Origin of the sequence: Pseudomonas sp. Irchel 3F6 (genome assembly GCF_900187595.1) — a bacterium.
GTDB lineage: Bacteria > Pseudomonadota > Gammaproteobacteria > Pseudomonadales > Pseudomonadaceae > Aquipseudomonas > Aquipseudomonas siliginis.
Genome location: NZ_FYDP01000003.1, coordinates 285,006 through 310,213, shown reverse-complemented (window position 1 = coordinate 310,213; position 25,208 = coordinate 285,006). Strand labels below are relative to the sequence as shown.

Here is a 25,208-nt window from a genome sequence, read left to right as displayed (position 1 = left end):
TCAGGGTGCATCAGGTTTTGCGGCAGGCGGAGGATTGCGGCCCTCACCCTAGCCCTCTCCCGGAGGGAGAGGGGACTGACCGAGGTGTTTGTAAAGGTTACACCGACTTGCAATATCGAGCCGAACTCAAAATCTGAAAGGCCCTCAATCTGCTCCCTTTCCCCCTCGCCCCCTTGGGGGAGAGGGCTGGGGTGAGGGGGGTAGCCTTTGATCTTAGAGGCTGAACCGCCCAACCATGTTGTTCAGATCCAGCGCCAGGCGCGACAGCTCATTGCTCGCCGCGCTGGTCTGATTGGCGCCGGTCGCCGACTGCACCGACAGATCGCGGATATTGACCAGGTTGCGATCGACTTCCCGCGCCACCTGCGCCTGCTCTTCGGCAGCGCTGGCGATGACCAGGTTGCGCTCGTTGATTTCGACGATGGCGCTGTTGATCGTGTCCAGCGACATCCCGGCGCCACGGGCGATGTTGAGCGTCGACTCGGCGCGCTCGGTGCTGTTGCGCATCGAATCCACGGCATGCTCGGTGCCGCTCTGGATGCTGCCGATCATGCGCTCGATTTCGCTGGTCGACTGCTGGGTGCGATGGGCCAGGGCGCGCACTTCGTCCGCCACCACGGCAAAACCACGACCGGCCTCACCGGCACGGGCCGCTTCGATCGCTGCGTTCAATGCCAGCAGGTTGGTCTGGTCGGCGAGGCCACGGATCACGTCGAGCACCTTGCCGATGTCGCGGGATTCATTGGCCAGGTCGCCGATCAGCGAAGCGGTGCTCTGCACATCGGCGCTCATGCGTTCGATGGCGCTGACGGTTTCCTGAACCAGATCACGACCGTCGCCCGCCGAAGTGGTGGCGTTTTTCGAGGCTTCCGAAGTGCTGACTGCGTTGCGCGCGACTTCTTCGACGGCGCTGGTCATCTCGTTCACGGCAGTGGCCGCCTGCTCGATTTCGTTGTTCTGCTGGGTCAAGCCGCGAGCACTTTCATCGGTGACGCTGTTCAGCTCTTCTGCGGCAGACGCAAGCTGTGTGGCCGAACCGGAGATGCGCTGCAGGGTATCGCGCAGCTTCGATTGCATCTTCGCCATCGCCGCCAGCAAGCGCCCGGCTTCATCTTCGCCATCGACATGGATCGGCTGGGTCAGGTTGCCTTCGGCGATGGTTTCCGCCGCCTCCAGTGCCTTGGAAATCGGCTTGGTAATGCTCACGGTCAGCAACCAGGCGAACAGCAGGGTCAGGCCGCTGGCGATCACCAGCAAGGTCACCACCAGATTGAACGACATCGAATACTGATCCTTCGCGCCCTGGTCGGTTTCGGCGATCTGCTGGGTGTTGATCTCCAGCAAGCGCGCCAGCGCGGTATTCACCGCTTCCGAATTGCTCAGCAAATCGCTGTTGAGCATCTGCCGCAACTCGTCGATCTGATTGTTGCGCGACAGGGTTTTCATCCGCTCTTCGAGCTGACGGTACTGCGCCAGCAATTGCACGTACTGATCGTACGCCGCACGTTCCTGCGGGCCTTCGATCAGTGGCTCGTATGCGCGTTGCGCATCGGCGATCTGGCGATTGCGCAGGTCGAACAGTTCGATGGTTTTCTGCTGCACGTCGGGTTCGCGGTTGATCAGCAAACGATAGGAGAGCACGCGCAGGCGCAGGGTCAGTTGGGTGAATTCGTCCAGAGCCTTGATCGACGGCACGCTGGCGGTGGCGATGTCTTCGCCGGCCGCGCGGATCTTGCTCATCTGGTTCAGCGCAAACACGCCGAGGATCAACATCAGGCCGCCGATCAGGGCGAAGCCGGTGAACGCCCGTGGGGCGATGTTCATATTGCGAAGGGACATGGGCGGATACCGAAAAGGGCCGCATCCATGCGGGCTGAGACTGCTGTATGGGTGACTTATCGGTCATACGACTAAAGTCTTGAGGTGGTGTGCGTATTTGTCGCAGACAGGCTTGAGCGACGAAGTGCAGGAACCAGATCGACCAATCACAGTCTTTTAAACTCGCGAGAAGCTTCGCCACCCAGGAAAATCAAGGCCTTGCGCCGGTTTAACCCTGGCATCCGTGGTGACTTTTCTTTATCGTACGCGCCCTTTGAAAAACGCTTGGAAGATCAAAATGTTGGAAGCATCCCTCAGCCAATTGGAACAGCTCGTCAGCGACCTGGTGCAACAGAACCAGACCCTGCTGCAGACCAACCAGACCCTGTCCACGGAACTGGCCCAGGCCAAGGATGAAAACGAAAACCTGCAACTGAACCTGATGGAGCAGGAAGAAAAACACGGCGCCACCGCCGCGCGCATCCAGGCGCTGGTTGATCGCGTCAATGCCGGTCCTGTCAGCGCATGAACCACGGCACAGCAGGGGTAAAAGTCATCTCCATTCTCGGCGAGGACTATTCGATCAAGGCACCGGCCGGGGAAGAACAGACCCTGCTGGACGCGGCGATGATGCTCAAGGCAGCGCTGGAAGACACCAAGCGCAAATACCCGACGCTGATCGGCGACCGTTTGCTGGTGCTGGCGGCGATGAATCTGTGCTCGCAGCAGATCGAAATGAAGAAGCAGCACAAAGAAGAACTCGAGCGTTATCAAGAGCAAGTCAGCGCCACGGTCGAGACGATTGCCAAGACCATCAGTCAGGGCTGATGGGGTTGCGCACAACCAGGGAATAGATTGTCGGTTGGTTTGTATACAATCGGCACGGCCGTTGCAGTGTTTCGGCCACTTATTCCTTGGGGGTGCTCCATGCAGTGGTGGCGACGCAGTATTCAGTGGCAGTTGATTCTCGGCATGGGCGCGGCCCTGCTGATCAGCATCGTGATTGTGGTTGGCATTTATACCCTGGTGGTCAACCGCCTCGCCCAGAGCTATCTGGTCGAACAGGCGCTGCCGTCGAGCATTGAAGCGACGCGCAACGATATCGAACGCATCCTCGTCCAGCCACTCACCGCCGCCAAGGACATCGCCAGCAACACCATGGTGCGTGACTGGCTGGCATCCGGCGAAGACAGCCGCAAAACCGCGCTTTTCGCGCAATATCTGGAAGGCATCCGCGCTGAACACAAAGCCTTTACCGCGTTGATCATCGGCACCGAATCCAATCATTACATCACCGAAAAAGGCCTCGATCGCACCCTCAGTCGCGCGAAACCGGCCGACGCCTGGTTCTATTCCTTTCTCGACAGCAATCAGCCGCGCACCCTCAATATCGACAACGACGGCGCCACTGGCGAGCTGGCCCTGTTCATCGATCTGAAGGTCGAGCAGGCCGGCAAAGTCGTCGGTGTCGCCGGGTTGGGGCTGAGCATGAAAGAGCTGTCTGAGCTGATTCACAACTTCAGTTTCGGCGAGCGCGGCAAGGTCTATCTCGTGCGTTCCGATGGTTTGATTCAGGTCCATCCTGAAGCGCAGTTCAGCGGCAAACGCACCTTGACCGAGCAGATCGGCGCCAACGCGGCGCAAGCGCTGATGGGGCACAAATCCGCAGTGAACAGCAGCTTCCAGCGCGACGGTGAAGACTTCCTCGCCTTCAGCCTGCCCCTGCGCGATCTCGGCTGGACGCTGGTGGCCGAAGTGCCGCAGTCGCAGATCTACGCCGAAGCACGGAAAGCGATGTGGATGAGCGGCGGCATCGGTCTGGTGGTGGCGCTGGTCTGCCTGGCGTTGGTGGTGTGGCTGGCGCAGGGGCTGGTGCGACCGATTCGACAAGTAACACGGGCGCTGGTGGCCATCGGTAGCGGTGGTGGAGATTTGACCCACCGGTTAGATTCCAGCCGTGCCGATGAGCTGGGTGACCTCGCGCGCGGCTTCAACCGTTTCCTCGACAGCCAGCGCGCAATGATCGGTGAAGTGCTGACCACCAGCGAGCGCCTGCGCACAGCCGTAGGGCAAGTGGCTACGGTGGTGGACAACACCGCCGAGCGTTCCGGCCGGCAGCAGGAAATGACCGACATGGTAGCCACCGCCGTCCACGAAATGGGCCTGACCGTGCAGGAAATCGCGCAGAACGCTGGCAACGCCGCGCTTGCCTCGCAAACCGCGCGCGATGAGGCGTTGCAGGCACGGGAAGTGGTCGGTGGCTCGATCCGTCATATCGAAAGCATGTCCGATGAGATCGGCTTAGCGGCGGGCGCAGTGGGTGAGCTTGCGCAGCAAGTGGCGTCGATCGATTCGGTGCTGGCGGTGATTCGTGGCGTTTCCGAACAGACCAATCTGCTCGCACTCAACGCCGCCATCGAAGCTGCCCGCGCCGGCGATATGGGCCGTGGCTTCGCGGTGGTCGCCGATGAAGTGCGCACCCTCGCGCGCCGAACCCAGGCCTCGACCGACGAAATTCAACTGATGATCGGCAGCCTCAAGCAAGGCGCGGAGAACGCCGTGTCATCGATGCGCACCGGCCAGGCCGCGACCGGCACCGGGGTCGAATCGAGCCAGCGTACCGGCGCGTCGCTGACGGCGATCACCGGTCAGGTCGAGCGCATCAGCGATATGAACCATCAGGTGGCGACGGCAACCGAAGAGCAGTCGGCGGTGACCGAAGAGATCAACCGCAACGTGCAGGGGATTTCCGATCTGGCGCGGGCGACGGCGGGGGAGGTTCGTGCGTGTCGTGAGGATTGTCAGATGTTGCAGCGGCTGGCGGATGATCTGGCGCGGCAGATGGGTGGGTTCAAACTGAGTTGAGTATCAGACCTGAAAAGCCCCTCACCCTAGCCCTCTCCCGGAGGGAGAGGGGACTGACCGAGGCGTCTATCGCTATACGTCGACCTGAAAACACCAGTCGATTATGGATCCGGCAAGGCCCTTTCAGGTCGGCGTACTTCTTGAATATTCCCCATTCGGCCCCCTCTCCCTCCGGGAGAGGGCTGGGGTGAGGGTAGCGTTTCAGAACCACGCATCCCGCATCCCCAGACACGTATCATCCCGCGCCTCCAGCAAGTCCAGCTCATGCTGGCAACCCGGCACTTCCCATGTCAGGAAATACCGCGCCGCCTGCAACTTGCCCTTATAGAAGTCGACATCCGCCGCATTTCCTTTGGCCAGGCCTTCCTCGGCGCGGATCGCCTGCTCCAGCCAGCGCCAGCCGATCACTGCGTGGCCGAACACTTTCAGGTACAGCGCCGAGTTCGCCAGGCTGCTGTTGACCTTGCCTTGGGCCAGATCGGTGAGCAGGCCGATGGTCACGGTTTGCAGGCGGGCAACGAGTTTTTCCAGCGGTTCGCGCAGGGTGGTCAACGAATCGTATTCAGTGGCACGTTCGGCCGTGTTGGCGATCAATCGAATCAGCTGCTTGAGACCGGCGCCACCGTTCTGCGCCAGTTTGCGCCCGAGCAAATCCAGCGACTGGATGCCGTGGGTGCCTTCGTGGATCGGATTCAAGCGGTTGTCGCGATAGTACTGCTCCACCGGGTACTCACGGGTGTAGCCGTGGCCGCCAAGAATCTGGATCGCCAGTTCGTTGGCCTTCAGGCAAAACTCCGAAGGCCAGGATTTGACGATCGGTGTCAGCAAGTCCAACAGTTCATGAGCCTGTTTGCGTTCGGCTTCGGTTTCCAGCGTGGTGGTGTCATCGAACAACCGCGCGGCATACAGGCCGAGGTCAAATGCCCCTTCGACGTAGGATTTCTGCGTCAGCAGCATGCGTCTGACGTCCGCGTGCTGAATGATCGCCACCGGCGCCGTGGTCGGATCCTTGCTGTCCGGCACCCGACCCTGCGGCCGCTCGCGCGCATATTCCAGTGAATACAGGTAACCGGCATAGCCGAGCATCACCGCGCCCATGCCGACGCCGATTCGCGCTTCGTTCATCATCTGGAACATGTAGCTCAAACCATGGTGCGGTTTGCCCACCAGATAGCCGACGCACTCACCGTTATCGCCGAAGTTCAGCGCCGTCGATGTGGTGCCGCGCCAGCCCATCTTGTGGAACAAACCGGCGAGCAGCACGTCGTTGCGCTGGCCGAGGCTGCCGTCGTCGTTGACCAGAAACTTCGGCACGATAAACAGCGAAATACCTTTCACCCCCGGCGGGGCGTCCGGCAGCTTGGCCAGGACCATGTGCACGATGTTTTCCGACAGCGGATGATCGCCGCCGGAAATGAAGATCTTGTTGCCCTTGAGGCGATAGGTGCCGTCGGATGCAGGCTCGGCGCGTGTACGAATATCCGACAACGATGAACCGGCATGGGGCTCGGTCAGGGCCATGGTGCCGAAAAAACGTCCGTCGATCATCGGTTGCAGGAAGCGCTGTTTCTGCTCTTCGCTGCCAAAGCTCTCGATCAGATTGGCCGCGCCCATGGTCAGGAACGGGTAGGACGTCGAAGCTGCGTTGGCGGACTGAAAGTGCGCGAAGCAGGCTTGCGACAGCAGGGTCGGCAATTGCATGCCGCCGGCGTCGAAACTGCGTGCGGCGTTGAGAAAGCCGGCCTCGAGAAAGGCATCCACCGCCGGTTTCACTTCGGGAATCAGAATGGCCTGGCCGTCTTCATAGCGCGGCTCGTTTTCATCGCTTTTGCGGTTGTGCGGTGCGAAATACTTCTCGGCGATGTTGCGCGCGGTGCCGATGGCGGCGTCGAAGGTTTCGCGGTTGTGCTCGGCAAAGCGCTCACGCCGGGTCAGGCCCTCGGCATCAAGGACTTCGTACAGCTCGAAAGCCAGATTGCGGGAACTGAGCAGCGTCTCGGACATGGCGGCCTACCTGGAAATTGGGGTTGGGCCGAGTCTAAGTCGGTGGAATAGAGGCTGGATAGGATGATTGATGAGAGTGATGCAGAAGCAAAAGATCGCAGCCTTCGGCAGCTCCTATATTTGGAATGCGTTTCCCTGTAGGAGCTGCCGAAGGCTGCGATCTTTTGATCTTCTGTGGAAGCGAGCCTGCTCGCGAAAGCGGTGGGTCAGGCAACATTGATGTCGACTGAAACGCCGTCTTCGCGAGCAGGCTCGCTCCCACAGAGTATTGCGTACCAGGCGACCATTGCGGTCGCCTGGATTTACAGCGGTTTAACCGATCGTCATCAAGCTGGCGTTACCCCCCGCCGCAGCGGTGTTCACGCTCAATGCACGCTCGATCACCAGGCGCTCCAGGGCAATGTTGGTCTCGCCTTGGGACAGTCCCTGAACGCCAACGATCGCGCCGCCACGCTGGGCGATCTGCTGGCAGACGCCGCGCAACTGGTCGGAGTGGCCGTGATGCAGCACGGCATCGAACACCACTTCGTCCTTGTTCCAGTCGGCAACGCGTTTGATCCGCGCCTGGACTTCCTTCGGCAGACGGGCGAATAGCGTCTTGGTCAGCTCGGTTTCCGGCCACACTGCCGAACCGCCAACCGCCAGCACCGCCGCCAGTTGCGTCAGCAGATCACCTTCAACTTCTGCCAGGCACAGCACGTGTTCGCGCGGCAGGATCGCGTAGCTGTTTTTCTCGCCGGTCGGGCCAGCCAGCACGCGGGTGATGCCGCTCTGCGATTGCGCTGCGTATTGCACGCACAGGGTGCTCAGATCGGCGAACTTGTTGTTGTCGGCCCAGGCTTTCAGAGCGTTCAACGATTGGCTCATGGCATCGCGCAAACGCACGTCCGGGGCGACGATGGCGTCACCGCGAGCGAAGGATTGCTCGATGGCGTCGCTAGGACGCGTCGACAGCAAACGGTACAGATACAGCGGGCCGCCGGCTTTCGGGCCAGTACCCGACAGGCCTTCGCCGCCGAATGGCTGCACGCCGACCACGGCACCGACGATGTTGCGGTTGACGTAGACGTTACCGGCGTTGACGTTGTCGATCACCTTGGCGATGGTCTCGTCGATGCGCGTGTGCACGCCCAGCGTCAGGCCGTAACCGGAGGCGTTGATCTGGCCGATCAGTTGATCCAGCTCTTTGCGCTTGTAGCGCACCACGTGCAGTACCGGGCCGAAGATTTCGCGTTGCAGTTCGTCGAAGCTTTCCAGCTCGATCAGGGTCGGCATGACGAAGGTGCCGCGCTTGATCTCTTCGCTGTCGGCAATCGCCACCTGGTAAACATTGCGACCTTTATCGCGCATGCCCTGGATGTGCTTGTCGATGCCCGCCTTGGCTTCGGCGTCGATCACCGGGCCGATGTCCACGGACAGACGCTCGGGGTTGCCGAGACGGCTTTCGGCCATGGCACCTTTGAGCATTTCGATGACGCGATCGGCGGAATCTTCCTGCAGGCACAGCACGCGCAGTGCCGAGCAACGCTGGCCGGCGCTGTCGAAGGCCGACGACACCACGTCGATCACGACTTGTTCAGTCAGTGCCGAGGAATCGACGATCATCGCGTTCTGGCCACCGGTTTCGGCGATCAGCGGAATCGGACGGCCCTGGCTGTCGAGACGGCCAGCGATGTTGCGTTGCAGCAAGCGCGCGACTTCGGTGGAACCGGTGAACATCACGCCTTTGACACGCTCGTCACCAACCAGACCGGCGCCGACAGTTTCACCGCGACCCGGCAGCAGTTGCAGCACGCCTTCCGGAATGCCGGCTTCGAGCATCAGGCGCACGGCTTGAGCGGCGACCAGCGGAGTCTGCTCAGCCGGTTTGGCCAGTACCGGGTTACCGGCAGCCAATGCCGCAGCGACCTGGCCGCTGAAGATTGCCAGCGGGAAGTTCCACGGGCTGATGCACACCACCGGACCGAGTGGGCGGTGAGCGTCGTTGCTGAAATCGTTGCGCGCCTGCACTGCGTAATAACGCAGGAAGTCGACGGCTTCGCGCACTTCGGCGATGGCGTTGGCGAAAGTCTTGCCGGCTTCGCGAGCCAGCAGGCCCATCAGCGGCTGGATCTCGCCTTCCATCAAGTCAGCGGCGCGCTCCAGAATCGCCGCACGTTCGGCCGGCGGGGTGGCCTGCCAGATCGGCGCGGCGTTCAGTGCGCATTGAATGGCGTTGTCGACGTCTTCGACCGTAGCTTCTTGAACATGACCGACCACATCGCGGTGATCGGACGGGTTCAGCACGGCGACCGGCGTTTCGTTGCTGGAGGCGCAACCGAGCATCGGCGCGGCTTTCCAGTCGTTGTGCGCGGTGGCGAGCAGGGCGCAGGACAGCGAGGCCAGACGATGTTCGTTGGCCATGTCGATGCCGCTCGAGTTGGCGCGCTCGGCACCGTACAGGTCACGCGGCAGCGGAATGCGCGGGTGCGGCAGGCCGAAACCGCCTTCCACGGTGGCCATCTGCTCGATCTGTGCCACCGGATCGGCCACCAGTTCCTGGATCGAAATCGACTGGTCGGCGATACGGTTGACGAACGAGGTGTTGGCGCCGTTTTCCAGCAGACGACGCACGAGGTACGCCAGCAGGGTTTCGTGGGTGCCGACCGGTGCGTACACACGGCACGGACGGTTCAGCTTGCCCTCGGAAACCTTGCCTACAACTTGTTCGTAGAGCGGTTCACCCATGCCGTGCAGGCACTGGAACTCGTACTGGCCCGGGTAATAGTTCTGACCGGCGATGTGGTAGATCGCCGACAGGGTGTGGGCGTTGTGCGTAGCGAATTGCGGGTAGATGACTTCCGGTACCGACAGCAGTTTGCGTGCGCACGCAATGTAGGAAACGTCGGTGTAAACCTTGCGGGTGTAGACCGGATAGCCTTCCAGACCTTCGACCTGGGCGCGCTTGATTTCGCTGTCCCAGTACGCGCCTTTTACCAGACGGATCATCAGGCGATGACGGCTGCGGCGGGCCAGATCGATCACGTAGTCGATCACGTACGGGCAACGCTTCTGGTAAGCCTGGATGACGAAACCGATGCCGTTCCAGCCGGTCAGTTGCGGCTCGAAGCACAGACGTTCGAGCAGATCCAGCGACAGCTCGAGGCGGTCGGCTTCTTCGGCGTCGATGTTCAGGCCGATGTCGTATTGCTTGGCCAGCAGGGTCAGCGACAGCAGGCGCGGGTACAGCTCGTCCATCACCCGCTCGTACTGCGCACGGCTGTAGCGCGGGTGCAGCGCCGAGAGCTTGATGGAGATGCCCGGGCCTTCATAAATTCCACGACCGTGGGACGCTTTGCCGATCGAGTGGATCGCCTGTTCGTACGAGGCCAGGTATTTCTGTGCGTCGACTTCGGTGAGTGCCGCTTCACCGAGCATGTCGTAGGAATAGCGGAAGCCTTTGGCTTCGAACTTGCTCGCATTGGCCAGCGCTTCGGCGATGGTTTCGCCGGTAACGAACTGCTCGCCCATCAGGCGCATGGCCATGTCGACGCCCTTGCGGATCATCGGCTCGCCGCTCTTGCCGATGATGCGGCTCAGCGACGAAGTCAGGCCGGCTTCGTTATGGGTGGAGACCAGTTTGCCAGTCAGCAGCAAGCCCCAGGTGGCGGCATTGACGAACAGCGAAGGGCTGTTGCCCAGGTGCGGATGCCAGTTGCCGGTGCTGATCTTGTCGCGGATCAGCGCATCGCGGGTGCCTTTGTCCGGGATGCGCAGCAGCGCTTCGGCCAGGCACATCAGCGCCACGCCTTCCTGGGACGACAGGGAGAATTCCTGCAGCAGGCCCTGAACAATACCGGCACGACCACCGGCACTCTTCTGGTTGCGCAGTTTTTCTGCGATGGTCGCCGCGAGCTTGTTGGTGGCTTCGGCCATCGGGGCCGGCAGGCGCGCCTGCTCGATCAGCATTGGCACCACTTCCGGCTCAGGACGGCGGTAAGCAGCGGTGATCGAAGCGCGCAGTACCGATTGCGGGAGGATGCTTTCAGCGAATTCGAGGAAGCATTGGTGAGCGTGATCGGTCTGCACTTCGCCTGCGTCATCGGCGTCTTTGGCGGTCAAACCGTTCAACTCGGTCAGGGTTGCACCACCCTCGAGTTTTTCCAGGTAATTGAAAATTGCCTGCTTGATCAGCCAGTGCGGCGTGCGATCAATCGAGGTTGCGGCAGCCTTCAGGCGCTCGCGGGTCGGGTCATCGAGTTTGACCCCAAGGGTGGTGGTAGCCATATTTTTATCCTCATGGTTGCCACAGTTGCGTGGCATCAGCTGGCCGCAAGATTAGCCGTGCGCTGAATGAGGTGCAACCGGGTGCAACCCTTTTTTTGCCGGAATAATACGCAGCTCGTCAGGAAATAATTTCTGGTACGAAAGTGCTGCTCCTGCTTGGTGCTTTTACTTCTAGCAAAGAGGCGTGACTGCCACAAAAGGGAGCAAAAACGGGGTGATCGTCGATTAATCCGACTGGGTGCAACTAATTCTCGCGAAACTGGTTGCACCTTATTTGCTTTGTTGCATAGCATTCGCCGCCAAGGTGCAACCGGGAATAACCCGGTGTACCGGCTGATGGCTTTCCTGGGGAAACATCAGTCTTAAATGCGCGGGATCCCGGATCGTCTGCCAAACGTCGTCGTTTGCGAGCGGTTCACCACCGCCGCTACATAAAAACAAAGCCAGGGCGTAACTCAATGAGCGTAAGCAATCCAACCCTGATCACATTCGTGATCTACATCGCAGCAATGGTGCTGATCGGCTTGATGGCCTATCGCTCCACCAACAACCTTTCTGACTATATTCTCGGTGGTCGCAGCCTCGGCAGCGTCGTCACCGCGCTGTCTGCCGGTGCCTCCGACATGAGCGGCTGGTTGCTGATGGGCCTGCCGGGCGCCATCTACATGTCCGGTCTGTCTGAAAGCTGGATCGCCATCGGCCTGATCGTCGGTGCCTACCTGAACTGGCTGTTCGTCGCCGGCCGTCTGCGTGTGCAGACCGAGCACAACGGCGATGCCCTGACTCTGCCGGATTACTTTTCCAGCCGTTTCGAAGATAAAAGCGGCTTGCTGCGGATTATCTCGGCGATCGTGATTCTGGTGTTCTTTACCATCTACTGCGCTTCCGGCATCGTCGCTGGTGCCCGTCTGTTCGAAAGCACGTTCGGCATGACCTACGAAACGGCGCTGTGGGCCGGTGCTGCGGCGACGATTGCTTACACCTTCATCGGCGGTTTCCTCGCGGTGAGCTGGACCGACACCGTGCAAGCCACGCTGATGATCTTCGCGCTGATCCTTACGCCTATCATCGTCCTGCTGGCCACTGGCGGCGTCGACACCACGTTCCTGGCCATCGAAGCGCAGGATCCGAGCAACTTCGACATGCTCAAAGGCACCACCTTCATCGGCATCATCTCGCTGATGGGTTGGGGTCTGGGCTACTTCGGCCAGCCGCACATCCTCGCGCGTTTCATGGCGGCGGATTCGGTGAAGTCGATCGCCAAGGCGCGTCGCATTTCCATGGCCTGGATGATCCTCTGCCTGGGCGGCACAGTGGCAGTGGGCTTCTTCGGTATCGCTTACTTCTCGGCGCACCCGGAAGTGGCCGGTCCTGTGACCGAGAACCCGGAGCGCGTGTTCATCGAACTGGCGAAAATCCTCTTCAACCCATGGGTTGCCGGTGTACTGCTGTCGGCCATTCTGGCGGCGGTGATGAGCACCCTGAGCTGCCAGTTGCTGGTGTGCTCGAGCGCCCTGACCGAAGACTTCTATAAAGCCTTCCTGCGCAAGTCCGCTTCGCAACTGGAACTGGTCTGGGTCGGTCGTGCCATGGTGCTGCTGGTAGCCTTGATTGCTATCGCGATGGCTGCCAACCCGGAAAACCGCGTACTGGGTCTGGTGTCCTACGCCTGGGCCGGTTTCGGTGCTGCGTTCGGTCCGGTTGTGCTGATCTCGGTCGTCTGGAAAGACATGACCCGCAACGGCGCCCTGGCCGGCATTCTGGTCGGCGCGATCACCGTGGTGGTCTGGAAGCATTTCGAACTGCTGGGTCTGTACGAAATCATTCCTGGCTTCATCTTCGCCAGCCTGGCCATCTACTTTGTCAGCAAGGCGGGTGAACCGACTCGCGGCATGGTTGAGCGTTTCGAGGCAGCGGAAAAAGACTTCCATCTGAACAAGTGATGGACTGAGCTTCGGCTCACATGAAAACGGCCCGCTTCCTACCGGAGGCGGGCCGTTTTTTGTTGCCTGTGATTCTTCAACAACACTGGAGAACCCTGTGGGAGCTGGCTTGCCAGCGATGACGGTGTGTCAGTCAGCGATAAGTTGAATGTGCCGACCTCATCGCTGGCAAGCCAGCTCCCACAGGGACACTGACCGGCTTGAAGGAATGTCTGTAGTCAAAGTGCTAATTTCTAAAGGTCCTTTCAGCAAACCACGTAGGGCAAATCTGAATTTGCCGTCACCTGCTCAGCACCCCTTGCCCCTCATGCAGAATCGCCCGCCCTCACACTGCAGAGAGACATCGGATGTTCGCGCCTGCCAATCAACCGCGTTTCACGTTGACCCTCGAAGGCGCCCGGCATGACCTCAAAGTCCTTGAGTTCACGGGCAGGGAAGCCATCAGCCAACCCTTTCGCTTCGAGCTGGAACTGGTCAGCGAGCGGCCGGACCTGGATCTGGAAAGCCTGCTGCATGGTCAGGCGTTTCTGAGTTTCGATGCTCAGGGTTGCGGTATTCATGGTCAGATCTATCAGGTCGGGCAGGGCGATTCCGGGAAACGTCTGACACGCTATCACCTCAGCCTTGTCCCGCGTCTGACGTATCTGGGGCATCGCATCAACCAGCGGATTTTTCAGCATCAGAGCGTGCCGCAAATTGTCACGCAGATCCTCAAGGATCATTCGATCCTGCGCGATGCCTTTGAATTTCGCCTGGGCAGCGAATACCCGGAGCGCGAATACTGCGTGCAATACGCCGAAAGCGATCTGGCCTTCATCCAGCGCCTGTGTGCCGAAGTCGGCATTCATTACCACTTTCAACACAGCCCCGAAGGCCATTTGCTGGTGTTCGGCGACGACCAGACCGTGTTCCCCAAGCTGCCCGCGCCAACGTTGTATCTGCCGGGCAGCGGCATGTCGGCGGGCGCGCCGGCGATTCAACGGTTCAACGTGCGCGTGGAAACCCGCACCAGCGTCGTCACCCGGCGCGACTACAACTTCGAAAAACCACGCCTGTCGCTGGAAAGTCGCAGTGACGGCGAGCAGCGTCCGGTGCTGGAGGACTACCTCTTTCCGGGCCAATTCAACGATCGCGAAACCGGCAGACACCTGACGCGCCGTGCGCTTGAACGGCACGTTGCCGATTACCGTCAGGCCGAGGGCAGCAGCGACGAATCCTCACTGGTCTGCGGGCATTTTCTGCAACTCACCGAGCATCCGCGCAGCGACTGGAATGATCTGTGGTTGCTCACCTGTGTCGAGCATCGCGGCCGCCAGCCGCAGGTGCTTGAGGAATCGGTGACCAGCGATGGCGAATCCTTCCAGGGCTACCGCAATACTTTCGTCGCCACGCCGTGGGACGTGGTCTTTCGTCCGGCGCTTTGCCCGGAAAAACCGCGCATGTCGGGCTACCAACCTGCCGTGGTCACCGGCCCGAAAGACCTGGAAATCCATTGCGATGAATATGGCCGGGTCAAAGTGCAATTGGCCTGGGATCGTGATGGCGAACTCAACGAGCACTCCAGTTGCTGGCTGCGCGTCGCGACCGGTTGGGCTCACGATCACTACGGCAGCGTGTTGATTCCGCGCGTCGGCATGGAAGTTTTGGTCGGCTTCATTGATGGCGATGCCGACAAGCCGCTGGTCATGGGTTGCCTGCCGAATGCGGCGACCCCGGTGCCGCTGGATCTGCCGGCAGACAAGACCCGCAGTATTTTCCGCAGCCAGAGCAGTCCTGGCGGTGGCGGTTATAACGAACTGCGCATCGAGGACAAAAAGGGCGCCGAGGAAATCTACCTGCGTGCCCAGCGCAACTGGACCCAGCATGTGCTCAACGACCAGCAGTTGCAGGTCGACAACCAGCGCAGTGTGGTGGTCACCGGCACCGCCCGACATGAACTCAAGGCCGACGAGCAACGCATCACCCACGGCCAGCGCCAGACCGAAGTCAGGCAGGATGATCATTTGTCCGTGCTCGGCGACCGGCAGGTGCGGGTGAACAGCCAGGCCACCAGCGCCTCGGCGCAGATCCATATCAGCGCAGGCCAGCAAGTGGTCATTGATGGCGGCGCGAGCGCGACGATTCAGGCCGGCGGACAGTGGATCAACATCGGCCCCGGCGGAATTTTCAGCAGCGTGCCGATTGTTGTGGGTGGCGCGCCGATGGCGGCGACCAGCGCTGCGCCGGTGGTGCCGGGATTGCCGGAGAAACTGGCCGCTGCGCCGGCGGCGATTCTCACCGCCGCACAGATCATGAGTCTCAAAGGTGATGCGCCATTCTGCGAGGAGTGTGAGCGTTGTAAGGATGGTGTTTGTGCCGCGTGAGGAATTGACGCCTGAACAATGGCTGGCGCGGCAGCCGCTGCATGCGTCGGAAAAATTGTTCGCCATTTTCAGCCGCGCCAGCGACGCCGATGCCTTCAAAGCCTGGCAGGGCACGGCGAATCCGGTCTGGGCCGAAACCATTTATGCCGAGTGGGACGCGGTGATGCCCTACGTGGGAATTGTCGCTGCAGACAGTGAGTTTTTACGTTGGGTGGCGGAAACAGAATCCCGGGATTGGGGATGGTTGGCGGTGTCTTCGGCGGATCTTGACGTGCTGGTCGAACATTTCCGCAGCCTGACTCAAGTGCTGATGCCGGACGGTAAAACCGTGTTTTTCCGCTTTTGGGATGGTCGGTTTCTGCTGCCTCTTTTGCACTCTGAGGAGGTCAATTCCGCGCAATTGCTGCCAGTCGTTTCACGAGCCTTGATCAATGGCCAAGCCATCGAAATCGCGGGCCGTGCGCTGGTTTCGGGGCGGGTCTTTCCGTGGTGGAGCGTGCCGCAATCGCTCTTGGCGCAGACAGATGCAAGCGTACGCATCGCCAATGCTCTGCAATGGCTGAGCGAGGAGCGACCGGCCATATTCGAGGCGTTTCCCGAGGCTGTTTTGCGCTGCAAGGTCGGGCAGTTTTTCAAATTATCGATGTCGGAAGATTCGTCACGATCGTCCCTTCTGGAGTTTTTGCTGGCAGAGGCAGAGTGAAATTTCGGGGCAAACGCTTCGGACGTTTCCTTCGAATCGCGGCGGCTTTCATGAACTGGTGCGCGGTGGGTTGCAGGGATAGTCTTTTCGTTGTCGCCGCGAGAGCGTTGGCAGGATGAAGGATTCCCGCATTCATGACGTTACAGTTCGTTGGCTTTTTGCGGCACTTGGTTCAAGTCCGTAAGATCGTTCGCGGCGGCTGTGCGTGGGGCACGCTTCGGCGTGGCCGAGGTCCATGATTGCTCGGTTCCTACTCCCGCGCACAGCTGCCACCCTAACCCGTAGGAAGGTGTGATGGCGGCTCACGTTTATCAATCATGGGACCCGGAAAATGACCAATATGCATACTGATTCACCCTACGAAAAAATCACTCCTCACCCCGACAACCGCTTCATGGCCCTCACCGGCAATTGCAGTGACATGCCCAGCCTGTTCGTCGACACCCACGTGCCCCTCGACATCCTCATGGACGCCGCCAACCATCGCATCCGCGCCGTGGTCCAGGTCCTGGAAAACATGTGCATGCGCGGCTCGATCGAATGCGACTCCGTGATCCTCAGCGACTTCGCCCTGCTGTGCGCCATCCCATTGCGCGATGGCTGTGATGTGCTCGATGTCATCGGCAGACGCTTGCGCAGCATGCCCGCCTGAAGATCAGAAGATCGCAGCCTTCGGCAGCTCGAACAGAGTGAACGCGTATCCCGTGTAGGAGCTGCCGAAGGCTGCGATCTTTTGATGTTGAGGCCCGCTCGGCTGCGAACCCCTGACTTGCCGACCGGTAAAAGGTAAACTTTGCGGCCCTCGCAGGAGCAGCCATGAATTATCGTCACGCCTTCCATGCCGGCAATCACGCCGATGTGTTCAAACACCTGACCTTGACCCGCCTCATCGCTCTGATGTCGCGCAAGGAGCAGCCGTTTGCCTATCTCGACACGCACGCCGGCATCGGTCTGTATGACTTGCAGGGCGATCAGGCCAACCGTACCGGCGAGTACCTGGAAGGCATCGCGCGGTTGTGGGATCAGCCGGACCTGCCGGCGCTGACCGCTGATTACATGAAGGTGCTGCACGAGATGAACCCGGATGGCCAGTTGCGCTATTACCCGGGTTCGCCCGAGCTGGCGCGGCGCCTGACGCGGCCGCAGGATCGGGTGATGCTCAATGAGAAGCACCCGGAAGATGGCGTGCTGCTCAAGGACAATATGGCTGGCGATCGTCGGGTGAAGGTCCATTTGGGCGAGGGCTGGCACGTGGCGCGGGCGATGTTGCCGGTGCAGGAGAAGCGCGCGGTGATGCTGATCGATCCGCCGTTCGAGCAACTGGACGAGATGCAGCGCTGCGCGGCGTCGATGAAAGAAGCCATCGGCCGCATGCGCCAGACCGTGGCAGCGATCTGGTATCCGGTGAAGGATCAGCGTGCATTGCGGCGTTTCTATCAAGACCTGGCAGGCACGGGTGCACCGAAGTTGCTGCGTGTGGAGCTGCTGGTGCATCCGCTGGATACGCCGAACAGCCTGAACGGTTCCGGGCTGGCGATCGCCAATCCGCCGTGGGGGCTGGAAGAAGAATTGCGTGAGTTGCTGCCGTGGTTGTCGAAGAAGCTTGGGCAGACTCAGGGTGGCTGGCAGATGGATTGGTTGATTGCCGAGAGCTGATCGCCGAGCGATCGTTCCCACGCTCCGCGTGGGAATGCCTCAATGGACGCTCTGCGTCCGCTGTCAGGACGCGGAGCGTCCCGGGCTGCATTCCCACGCAGAGCGTGGGAACGATCAGGCGGGGTTAGTCGCCCGCCAGGCTCGCAGGCATGCAAACGCCGGTGCCGCCAATCCCGCAATAACCCTCAGGGTTCTTCGCCAGATACTGCTGGTGATACGCCTCGGCAAAGTACACGGTCGGCGCCTGTTCGATCTCGGTGCTGATTTCGCCCAGACCCGCCTTCGACAGTTCCGCCTGATACACAGCCTTGCTCTTCAGCGCCGCGTCCAGATGCTCAGGCGAGGTCGCGTAGATCACCGAGCGGTACTGGGTGCCGATGTCGTTGCCCTGACGCATACCCTGAGTCGGGTTGTGCAGTTCCCAGAACATCGCCAGCAGCTCTTCATAGCTGACTTGGGCCTTGTCATACACCACCAATACCACTTCGGCGTGGCCGGTCAGGCCCGAGCAGACTTCTTCGTACGTCGGGTTCGGCGTGAAGCCGCCGGCGTAACCGACCACGGTGCTGACCACACCTTCGCGCTGCCAGAAACGTCGTTCCGCGCCCCAGAAGCAACCCAGACCGAAAATCGCAAAGTCGACGTCCTGAAAGAATGGACCGAGCAGCGGGGTGTCTTCGAAGACAAAGTGTTTTTCCGGCAGGGTCATCGCGGTTTCGCGGCCGGGCAGGGCTTGTTCTTTGGTTGGAAGCACGTTTTTGTTCACCAGAATTTCCGAGCGCAGAACCATGAGCGTTCCTCTCAGTCAGGTTGGAGGTAAAAAGTCAGACCGCCAGTGTGCCGAATGATGCCGAGTTAATCACTACCCAATGTAGGAGCTGCCGAAGGCTGCGATCTTTTGATTTTGCTTTTTAAAAACCAGATCAAAAGATCGCAGCCTTCGGCAGCTCCTACAGGGGGCGGCATGTTATGGCGAGAATGGGGTAGCGGGGTTAGAGGCAGAGCGGGCCGCGCGGATAGCGCTTGAGAGCCTGGATCAGCTCGCCGCCTGGAATCGGTCGGTCGAACAGATAACCCTGGCCGACGTCGCAACGGTGTCGACGCAGGAAGGCCAGTTGCTCGGCGGTTTCGATGCCTTCGGCCACAACCTTGAGTTTCAGGTTGTGGGCCATGGCGATCACCGCCGAGGTGATTTCCATATCGTCCTGGTTGTCGGGGATTTCGTGGATGAAGCTGCGATCGATCTTGATGATGTCGATCGGGAATTTCTTCAGATAGCTCAGCGACGAGTACCCGGTGCCGAAGTCATCCATGGCCAGGGTCAGGCCCAGGCGCTTGAGCTGGTCGAGTTGCAAATGCGTGTCTTCGGTGGCTTCCAGCAGCAGGCCTTCGGTCAGCTCGAGTTCGAGCAGATTGGCCGGCAGCGCTTCTTCCCTGAGGATGTTGGCGATCGAGGCGACCAGATCCGGATCAGAGAACTGTTTCGGTGACAGATTGATTGCCACCTGCAGATTGCCCAGGCCGGCAGCGGTCAAGGATTTGCTCATGCGGCACGCCTGACGCGCGATCCACTTGCCGATCGGAATGATCAGGCCGGTTTCCTCGGCGACGCTGATGAACTGATCCGGGCGAATCATGCCGCGCTCCGGGTGGTTCCAGCGCAACAGCGCTTCCATCCCCAGCAGACGACCGCTGCGCAGGCACAGTTTCGGCTGGTAGAACACGTCCAGCTCGTTCTGCGTCAGGGCGCGGCGCAGGTTGTTCTCGACGAACAGTTTGTAACTGGCCTCGGCGTTCAGCGCCTCAGTGAACACCTGCAACTGGTGTTTGCCGTTGGCCTTGGCCTTGTGCAGTGCCAGACCGGCGTTGCGCATCAGGGTTTGCGGATCGCGCCCGTGCAGCGGCGCGCAGGCCAGACCGACGGAGCCGGTGACGCTGATAAGCTGGTTGTCGACGAACATCGGCTTGTCGAGGGTCATCAGCAACTGACTGGCGATCTGCTGCCCGGCCTCAAGATCGGTGTCGTCGAGCAACACGGCGAACTCGTTACTGGCAAAACGCGCCAGGCTGCCACTCGGGCTGAGGCTGTTGCGCAAGCGCCGGGCGAGGCTGATCAACAGTTTGTCGCCGGTCTGGTGACCGAGGCTGTCGTTGATGCGCTTGAAGTTGTCGATGTCCACCAGCAACAGGCTGATCGGCGTATCGCTGTCGCGGGCGAAACGCTCATCGAGATTGCGGATGAATGCCGGACGGTTGCCGAGGTTGGTCAGGTTGTCGGTATAGGCCAGGCGCTCGATACGTTGCTGCGCGAGTTTGGTCTGGGTGATGTCTTCGTAGATGCCGATGTAATGCGTCAGCTCACGGTTATCGCCATAGACCTTGGAGATCGACAGCTGGCCCCAGTACGGTTCGAGGTTCTTGCGTCGGCTCTTGAATTCGCCCTGCCAGCTGTTGCTCTGGGCCAGCGCCGAGGGCGCATCGAACAGCAGCTCGCTGAGATTTTCCAGGGCGGGCAGTTCCGACAGGCGCTGACCGTGGACTTCCTCGGTGGTGTACTGGGTGATCGCAGTGAAGCTCGGGTTGACGTACTCGACCACGCCGTCGCAGTTGACCAGCAAGAAGGCGTTGGCGCTTTGCTCGACCGCGCGCTGAAACAGGTGCAGGGCGCTGGTGGCAGTGCGCCGGTTGTGGTTGTTGATCACTTGTGCGAACTGGTCGGCCAGTTCGCCGGCAAAGGCGATTTCGTCGGACTGCCAGGCACGGGTGACGCCGGTCTGTTCCAGGCACAACACGCCGACAACCTGGCCGTCGACGCGAATGCTGGCATCGAGCATGGCGTTGACGTCACGCGGACGCATCGCCTCGGCCATCTCGCGGGTGCGCGGGTCGTGCATGGCGTTGTGGGCATCGATGGCGCGGCTGCTGTGCAGGGCTTCCATGTAGTCGGGGAAGCCGCTGATATCGATCGGCTCCGGCAGGATGTATTCCTGGGTCGCGCGATGGTAAGCGGAGATCGGCAGCAAGCGCTGGCCTTCGAGGTTCCACAGGCTGGCGCAGTCGATCTCGTAGATATCGCAGGCGCAGCGGGTGATCAGTTCAGCGGCTTCCTGCAGCGAGTTGTGCGTGCTGTAGCGCTGGCGTGCGAGCAGCAGAATCAGATCCTGCTGGGCACGCACGCGCTCCAGATGCTGCAGTTGTTCCTGCTGGGCACGCTGGTTCAGCTCAAGGGCGATTTGCAGGCGCGAGTTCTGGGTTTCCAGATCCACCGAAGGCAGCGCCTGGGTTTCGTCGAACACCTCGTCGACCGCCAGCAGGTAGCCGCGCAGCAAGTGCCGGTTGTGCTGTTTGTAGGCTTCGCCCAGCTCGAGGATGTTCAACGCGCCGGCGGCGGTGTGCAGGGTGTAGCGCACCACGTAATGTGCGCTTTTGCTCAACTGCTGCTGAATCGCATCGTGCAGTTGATAGCGCGCCTCGGGCTCCATCAGGCTGGCGTAAGGCGAGCCGACCAGTGCGCAGAGCTCTACGGCCGGCTGGCCAAACTGGCGTTCGCAGTTGGGATCGAGGAACAGCATTGCCCAACTCGCTTCATTCAAGCGCTCGAAACGCAGCATGCCGAGCCGCGAGGGCACAGGCAACTGCGTCACTACCTCGGCCGCCATACGGCTGGCGGCATCGGGCTGGCTCTTCATGAAGGAAACTCGCTTGGAAATATGCTGAATGCGCCGGGCTCTCGCCCTCTTGTCTGTTGGCTGCGGCAAGGTTGCATCATTGCGGCACCGACTGACAAGAGAGATGAAGGCCAAGTGCTATAAGAATATGTCGGCTGCAGTGAACATTTCTCCAGTGCACAACTGAAATGAGCACAAGATCGCAGCTTCACGCAGCCCCAACAGGGTAATGCGCCTTGTGTAGGAGCTGCCGAAGGCTGCGATCTTTGGGTGTTTCAACGCAATTTCATACTGATCGACTGCAAGTTCTTGCCATCGCGGTCATGGTAATTGACCAATATCTGATCAGCCTCGACCACCACATGCGCAAAATTGTCCTGACTCACCACTGCACTGGTCAGCTCGTGCCGATAATCCCCTGCCGCCGTGCGCACCAGCGGTTGATCGAGGATAAACGTTGAAGCCTTGGCATACGGCAGCAATTTGCTGTTGTGCAGCGGCGAGGACACGATAGTGTGCACCTCGAAATCGGTGTCCTCGCTGTGACTCAAGCGACTGGTCAGCGAGCCATGGACGTCGCCGGAGACGAACACCACGTTCTTGATCCGGTGAGTGCGAATGGTTTCCAGCAGGCGCAGACGCTGTTCGGGAAATGCTTTCCAGGCATCGTCACCGTTGAACTTGCGATCGGGATAGAACATCACGCTGGTCACCACGAACTTCACTCGTGCCGGGCTATGGATCAGCCATTGCAGCAGGGTCTGTTCCTGCTCGATGTCGAGAATGCGCCGGTCTTCTTTCGAGAGGTTGCGTCGGGTGCGGCTGTCGGTGACGAACCAGGCGATATCGCTGTCGCCAAACTGATACCAGTAATGCTTCAACGTATCCCGGTCTATCTGACCCTTCTCATTACATGCATAAACCGGGCTGTGGCTGGCTTGATAAAGTTCATAAGCGGCCATGGCGTTGCGATATAAGTCCTCGTCCGCTGCGGTGGCATTGGCAGGCCAGTTATCTTCTATTTCATGATCGTCGAGCATCATGTAAGTCGATGTATTGGACATCAGTCGCTGAATATTCGGTTGCGAAAATGCCGTTCGATATTTCTTCAGGATGTCTTTGGCTTCGCGATCCGGAGCAATGACATTCAAATCATCTACATACACTTGATCTCCGGTCATGATCACCGCGCTGACGGGTAGATGACTGTTCTCGACCAGTCGATTGATCGAGCCAAAGATGCGGTCGCCCAGTTGCGGCAGGGAAGCGACGCCAGCGGTAATCCGCAGATAACGGCACGAACCGACGACAAAGCCCCGAGGCTGGCTGGCTTTCGCGGTGCGGGTGCGAAAGCGGTAGAGCTGTCGCGGCCATTGCAATGGAAACTCAATGACCGTGTCGATGGTATGCACCGGATTCATCGGACTTAACCAGCCGGCTTGATATTCGTATTCACAATCAGCTTCGAGATCCTGCAATACCAGTACACCCGACATGTCATTGGCCGGTTTCAAAAGTGCAAATACGCTGTTCGACCATTTTTCCGTGCCGGCCTTGCGAGCGCGAACTCCGGCAAATACACGTTTTTTGTCCTGTTGTTCGCCGCGCATGAAAATGCGCACTTCGTTAGTTGTGGTGTGGCCCACGATAGGGCCGATAGTCGGTTTGAACATGATCGATTCCGTTCGAGATTTTAATAAACAAGAATTAAATAAGCGGAGCGCGTTGAAGCAACTTTCCTGAGCAGAGGTTAGTTGGCCAGCGGCGGAAAATATTGGCGTTAAGTGGACCAGACCTGTGGCCGATGTCAGCGCAGGTTGTAGGAAAGAGGCGCGATCCGGTTTATTTCAGGCAAAAAAAAGCCCCGTCAATTGACGGGGTTGAGGTACGAGCGTGTGGCGCTCGAAAGGGTACAGCAAGCGGCCCTCCGTCGCCGGAGGGCCGTTTGAGTTACAGCAGGATGGTGCGGATGTCGCCCAACAGACTGCCCAGACGCTGAGTGAAGCGTGCCGCTGCAGCGCCGTTGATCACGCGGTGATCGTAGGACAGCGACAGTGGCAGCATCAGCTTCGGCTGGAAGGCTTTGCCGTCCCAGACGGGCTGGATGGTTGCCTTGGAAACACCAAGAATCGCCACTTCCGGCGCGTTGACGATCGGCGTGAAGCCGGTGCCGCCAATATGGCCGAGGCTGGAAATGGTGAAGCAGGCGCCTTGCATCTCGTCCGACGACAGCTTCTTGGTGCGGGCTTTCTCAGCCAGCGAAGCCGCTTCGGCTGCCAATTGCAGTAGGCTCTTCTGGTCGACGTTCTTGATCACCGGCACCAACAGGCCATCCGGAGTGTCGACGGCGAAGCCGATGTTGACGTATTTCTTGCGGATGATCGCCTTGCCGCTTGGCGCCAGCGAACTGTTGAAGTCCGGCAGCTCCTTGAGCAAGTGCGCGCAGGTCTTGAGCAGCAGCGGCAGGATGGTCAGCTTGACGCCAGCCTTCTCGGCCACGGCTTTCTGCGCAACACGGAAAGCTTCCAGCTCGGTGATGTCCGCCGAGTCGAATTGCGTTACGTGTGGCACGTTCAGCCAGCTGCGGTGCAGGTTGGCGGCGCCGACCTGCATCAGGCGGGTCATCGGCACTTCTTCGATTTCGCCGAAACGGCTGAAATCGACCACCGGGATCGGCGGAATGCCCGCACCACCGGTAGCGCCGCCGGCAGCGGCCGGGGCTTCCTTGGCCTTCTGCATCATCGCCTTGACGTAAACCTGCACGTCTTCCTTGAGGATGCGACCGTGCGGACCGCTGGCGCCAACGGCGCTCAGCTCGACGCCGAACTCACGGGCCAGTTGACGCACGGCAGGGCCGGCGTGAACTTTCGCGCCCGGCTTGGCCGGTGCGGCGGCTGGAGCGGCGGCAGCAGGTGCAGCGGCAGCCGGAGCAGCAGCGGCAGGTGCCGGAGCGCTCGGAGCTGCGGCAGCTGGAGCCGGGGCAGCAGCAGGGGCCGCGCCTTTGACTTTCAGCTTGAGGATCAGGTCGCCGGTACCGACTTCGTCATCCAGCTTGATCGAAACGCTTTCCACCACGCCAGCGGCAGGCGATGGGATTTCCATGCTTGCCTTGTCGGATTCCAGGGTGATCAGCGACTGGTCGGCTTCAACGGTATCGCCCGCCTTGACCAACACTTCGATGATCTTGGCTTTGCCAGCCGAGCCGATGTCCGGAACGTGGATGTCCTGAACGCTGTCGGCAACCGGTGCTGCTGGCGCGGCTGCCGGAGCAGGCGCAGCGGCAGCGGCCGGTGCAGCAGCCTGGGCCGGAGCGGCAGCCGCAGGGGCCGCAGCACCCGCCACTTCCAGATCCAGAATCAGGTCGCCAGTGCCGACTTCGTCGTTGAGCTTGACGCTGATGGCCTTGACCACGCCAGCGGCAGGCGACGGGATTTCCATGCTGGCCTTGTCGGATTCCAAGGTGATCAACGACTGATCAGCTTCGACGCTGTCGCCGACCTTGACCTGGATCTCGATGATCTGTGCCTTGCCCGACGAACCGATGTCCGGCACGTGCACTTGCTGTACCGAAGCGGCAGCAGGAGCAGCGGCTGGTGCGGCAGCAGCAGGAGCGGCAGCCGGTTTTTCCTCGGCTTTCGCAGTAGGCGCAGCGGCAGGCGCAGGTGCCGCTTTAGCGGCGCCCTCGACTTCCAGCTCAAGCAGTTCGTCGCCTTCTTTCAGACGGTCGCCCAGCTTCACTTTCAGGCTCTTGATGACGCCGGCTTTCGGGGCCGGCACTTCCATGCTGGCCTTGTCCGATTCCAGGGTCAGGATGCTCTGGTCGGCTTCGATGCGGTCGCCGACCTTCACAAACAGTTCAATTACTTCACCTTCACCGCTGCCGATGTCAGGTACGCGAATGAGTTCGCTCACAAAATGTCTC

14 protein-coding genes and 3 pseudogenes are annotated in these 25,208 nt (G+C 60.3%); 9 read left to right on the top strand and 8 right to left on the bottom strand.

Annotated features, from left to right (window positions below; all coding sequences use genetic code 11):
* Positions 1–213 precede the first annotated feature (213 nt).
* A pseudogene (locus tag CKW30_RS27875) lies at positions 214–813 on the bottom strand (methyl-accepting chemotaxis protein); the annotation flags it as partial.
* Positions 814–1,116: 303 nt separating this feature from the next.
* Positions 1,117–1,773 (bottom strand): annotated as a pseudogene (locus CKW30_RS27870) (MCP four helix bundle domain-containing protein); the annotation flags it as partial.
* 343 nt (positions 1,774–2,116) lie between these two features.
* Here CKW30_RS27870 and CKW30_RS12990 point away from each other — a divergent pair.
* The 4 genes and pseudogenes from CKW30_RS12990 (at position 2,117) to CKW30_RS27860 (ending at position 4,683) form a co-directional block, all read left to right on the top strand.
* Positions 2,117–2,347, top strand: a complete 231-nt coding sequence (locus CKW30_RS12990; RefSeq protein WP_016772015.1) for a hypothetical protein — start codon at positions 2,117–2,119, stop codon at positions 2,345–2,347.
* The gene (locus CKW30_RS12985) at positions 2,344–2,646 is read left to right on the top strand and encodes a cell division protein ZapA (RefSeq protein ID WP_039756738.1); all 303 of its coding nucleotides are present in this window, start codon (positions 2,344–2,346) and stop codon (positions 2,644–2,646) included. The genes CKW30_RS12990 and CKW30_RS12985 overlap by 4 nt, the downstream gene beginning before the upstream one ends.
* Before the next feature lie 99 nt (positions 2,647–2,745).
* Positions 2,746–3,816: pseudogene (locus CKW30_RS27865) on the top strand (cache domain-containing protein); the annotation flags it as partial.
* A gap of 21 nt (positions 3,817–3,837) precedes the next feature.
* Entirely contained in the window at positions 3,838–4,683 is an 846-nt protein-coding gene (locus CKW30_RS27860) for a methyl-accepting chemotaxis protein (RefSeq protein ID WP_371857551.1), read from the top strand.
* A gap of 201 nt (positions 4,684–4,884) precedes the next feature.
* Here CKW30_RS27860 and CKW30_RS12975 read toward each other — a convergent pair whose 3' ends face one another.
* Together CKW30_RS12975 and putA are read right to left on the bottom strand one after the other, a co-directional pair.
* Positions 4,885–6,687 carry an acyl-CoA dehydrogenase gene (locus CKW30_RS12975; protein WP_095181002.1) on the bottom strand — a complete coding sequence of 601 codons (1,803 nt, stop codon included), beginning with the start codon at positions 6,685–6,687 and terminating at the stop codon, positions 4,885–4,887.
* 312 nt (positions 6,688–6,999) lie between these two features.
* Positions 7,000–10,953, bottom strand: a complete 3,954-nt coding sequence (putA, locus tag CKW30_RS12970; protein WP_095181001.1) for a trifunctional transcriptional regulator/proline dehydrogenase/L-glutamate gamma-semialdehyde dehydrogenase — start codon at positions 10,951–10,953, stop codon at positions 7,000–7,002.
* Between the two features lie 458 nt (positions 10,954–11,411).
* Between putA and putP the strand changes: the two genes are divergently transcribed.
* From putP to CKW30_RS12945, 5 genes are all read left to right on the top strand, one after another.
* On the top strand, positions 11,412–12,896 hold the full coding sequence (gene putP, locus CKW30_RS12965; RefSeq protein WP_095181000.1) for a sodium/proline symporter PutP: 1,485 nt from the start codon (positions 11,412–11,414) through the stop codon (positions 12,894–12,896).
* Positions 12,897–13,243: 347 nt separating this feature from the next.
* Positions 13,244–15,259, top strand: coding sequence for a type VI secretion system tip protein TssI/VgrG (gene tssI, locus CKW30_RS12960; RefSeq protein ID WP_095180999.1), 2,016 nt, complete (start codon positions 13,244–13,246; stop codon positions 15,257–15,259).
* Positions 15,249–15,962 carry a DUF4123 domain-containing protein gene (locus tag CKW30_RS12955; RefSeq protein ID WP_095181164.1) on the top strand — a complete coding sequence of 238 codons (714 nt, stop codon included), beginning with the start codon at positions 15,249–15,251 and terminating at the stop codon, positions 15,960–15,962. The genes tssI and CKW30_RS12955 overlap by 11 nt, the downstream gene beginning before the upstream one ends.
* 331 nt (positions 15,963–16,293) lie before the next feature.
* Positions 16,294–16,614 carry a hypothetical protein gene (locus CKW30_RS12950; RefSeq protein WP_056787448.1) on the top strand — a complete coding sequence of 107 codons (321 nt, stop codon included), beginning with the start codon at positions 16,294–16,296 and terminating at the stop codon, positions 16,612–16,614.
* A 164-nt stretch (positions 16,615–16,778) separates the two neighbouring features.
* Complete coding sequence (locus tag CKW30_RS12945) at positions 16,779–17,618, top strand: 23S rRNA (adenine(2030)-N(6))-methyltransferase RlmJ (RefSeq protein WP_016772007.1); 840 nt, start codon at positions 16,779–16,781, stop codon at positions 17,616–17,618.
* 124 nt (positions 17,619–17,742) lie between these two features.
* On the opposite strand, the gene msrA is transcribed toward CKW30_RS12945, so the two are convergent.
* The 4 genes from msrA to aceF all read right to left on the bottom strand — a co-directional run bounded on the left by msrA (position 17,743) and on the right by aceF (position 25,198).
* Positions 17,743–18,408 (bottom strand): peptide-methionine (S)-S-oxide reductase MsrA, encoded by a 666-nt coding sequence (gene msrA / locus CKW30_RS12940; protein WP_095180998.1) that lies wholly within the window; start codon positions 18,406–18,408, stop codon positions 17,743–17,745.
* Between the two features lie 202 nt (positions 18,409–18,610).
* Positions 18,611–21,307 (bottom strand): bifunctional diguanylate cyclase/phosphodiesterase, encoded by a 2,697-nt coding sequence (locus tag CKW30_RS12935; protein ID WP_095180997.1) that lies wholly within the window; start codon positions 21,305–21,307, stop codon positions 18,611–18,613.
* 254 nt (positions 21,308–21,561) lie between these two features.
* The gene (locus tag CKW30_RS12930) at positions 21,562–22,959 is read right to left on the bottom strand and encodes an alkaline phosphatase D family protein (protein WP_095180996.1); all 1,398 of its coding nucleotides are present in this window, start codon (positions 22,957–22,959) and stop codon (positions 21,562–21,564) included.
* Between the two features lie 277 nt (positions 22,960–23,236).
* Positions 23,237–25,198 (bottom strand): dihydrolipoyllysine-residue acetyltransferase, encoded by a 1,962-nt coding sequence (gene aceF, locus CKW30_RS12925; RefSeq protein ID WP_095180995.1) that lies wholly within the window; start codon positions 25,196–25,198, stop codon positions 23,237–23,239.
* Positions 25,199–25,208: the final 10 nt, after the last annotated feature.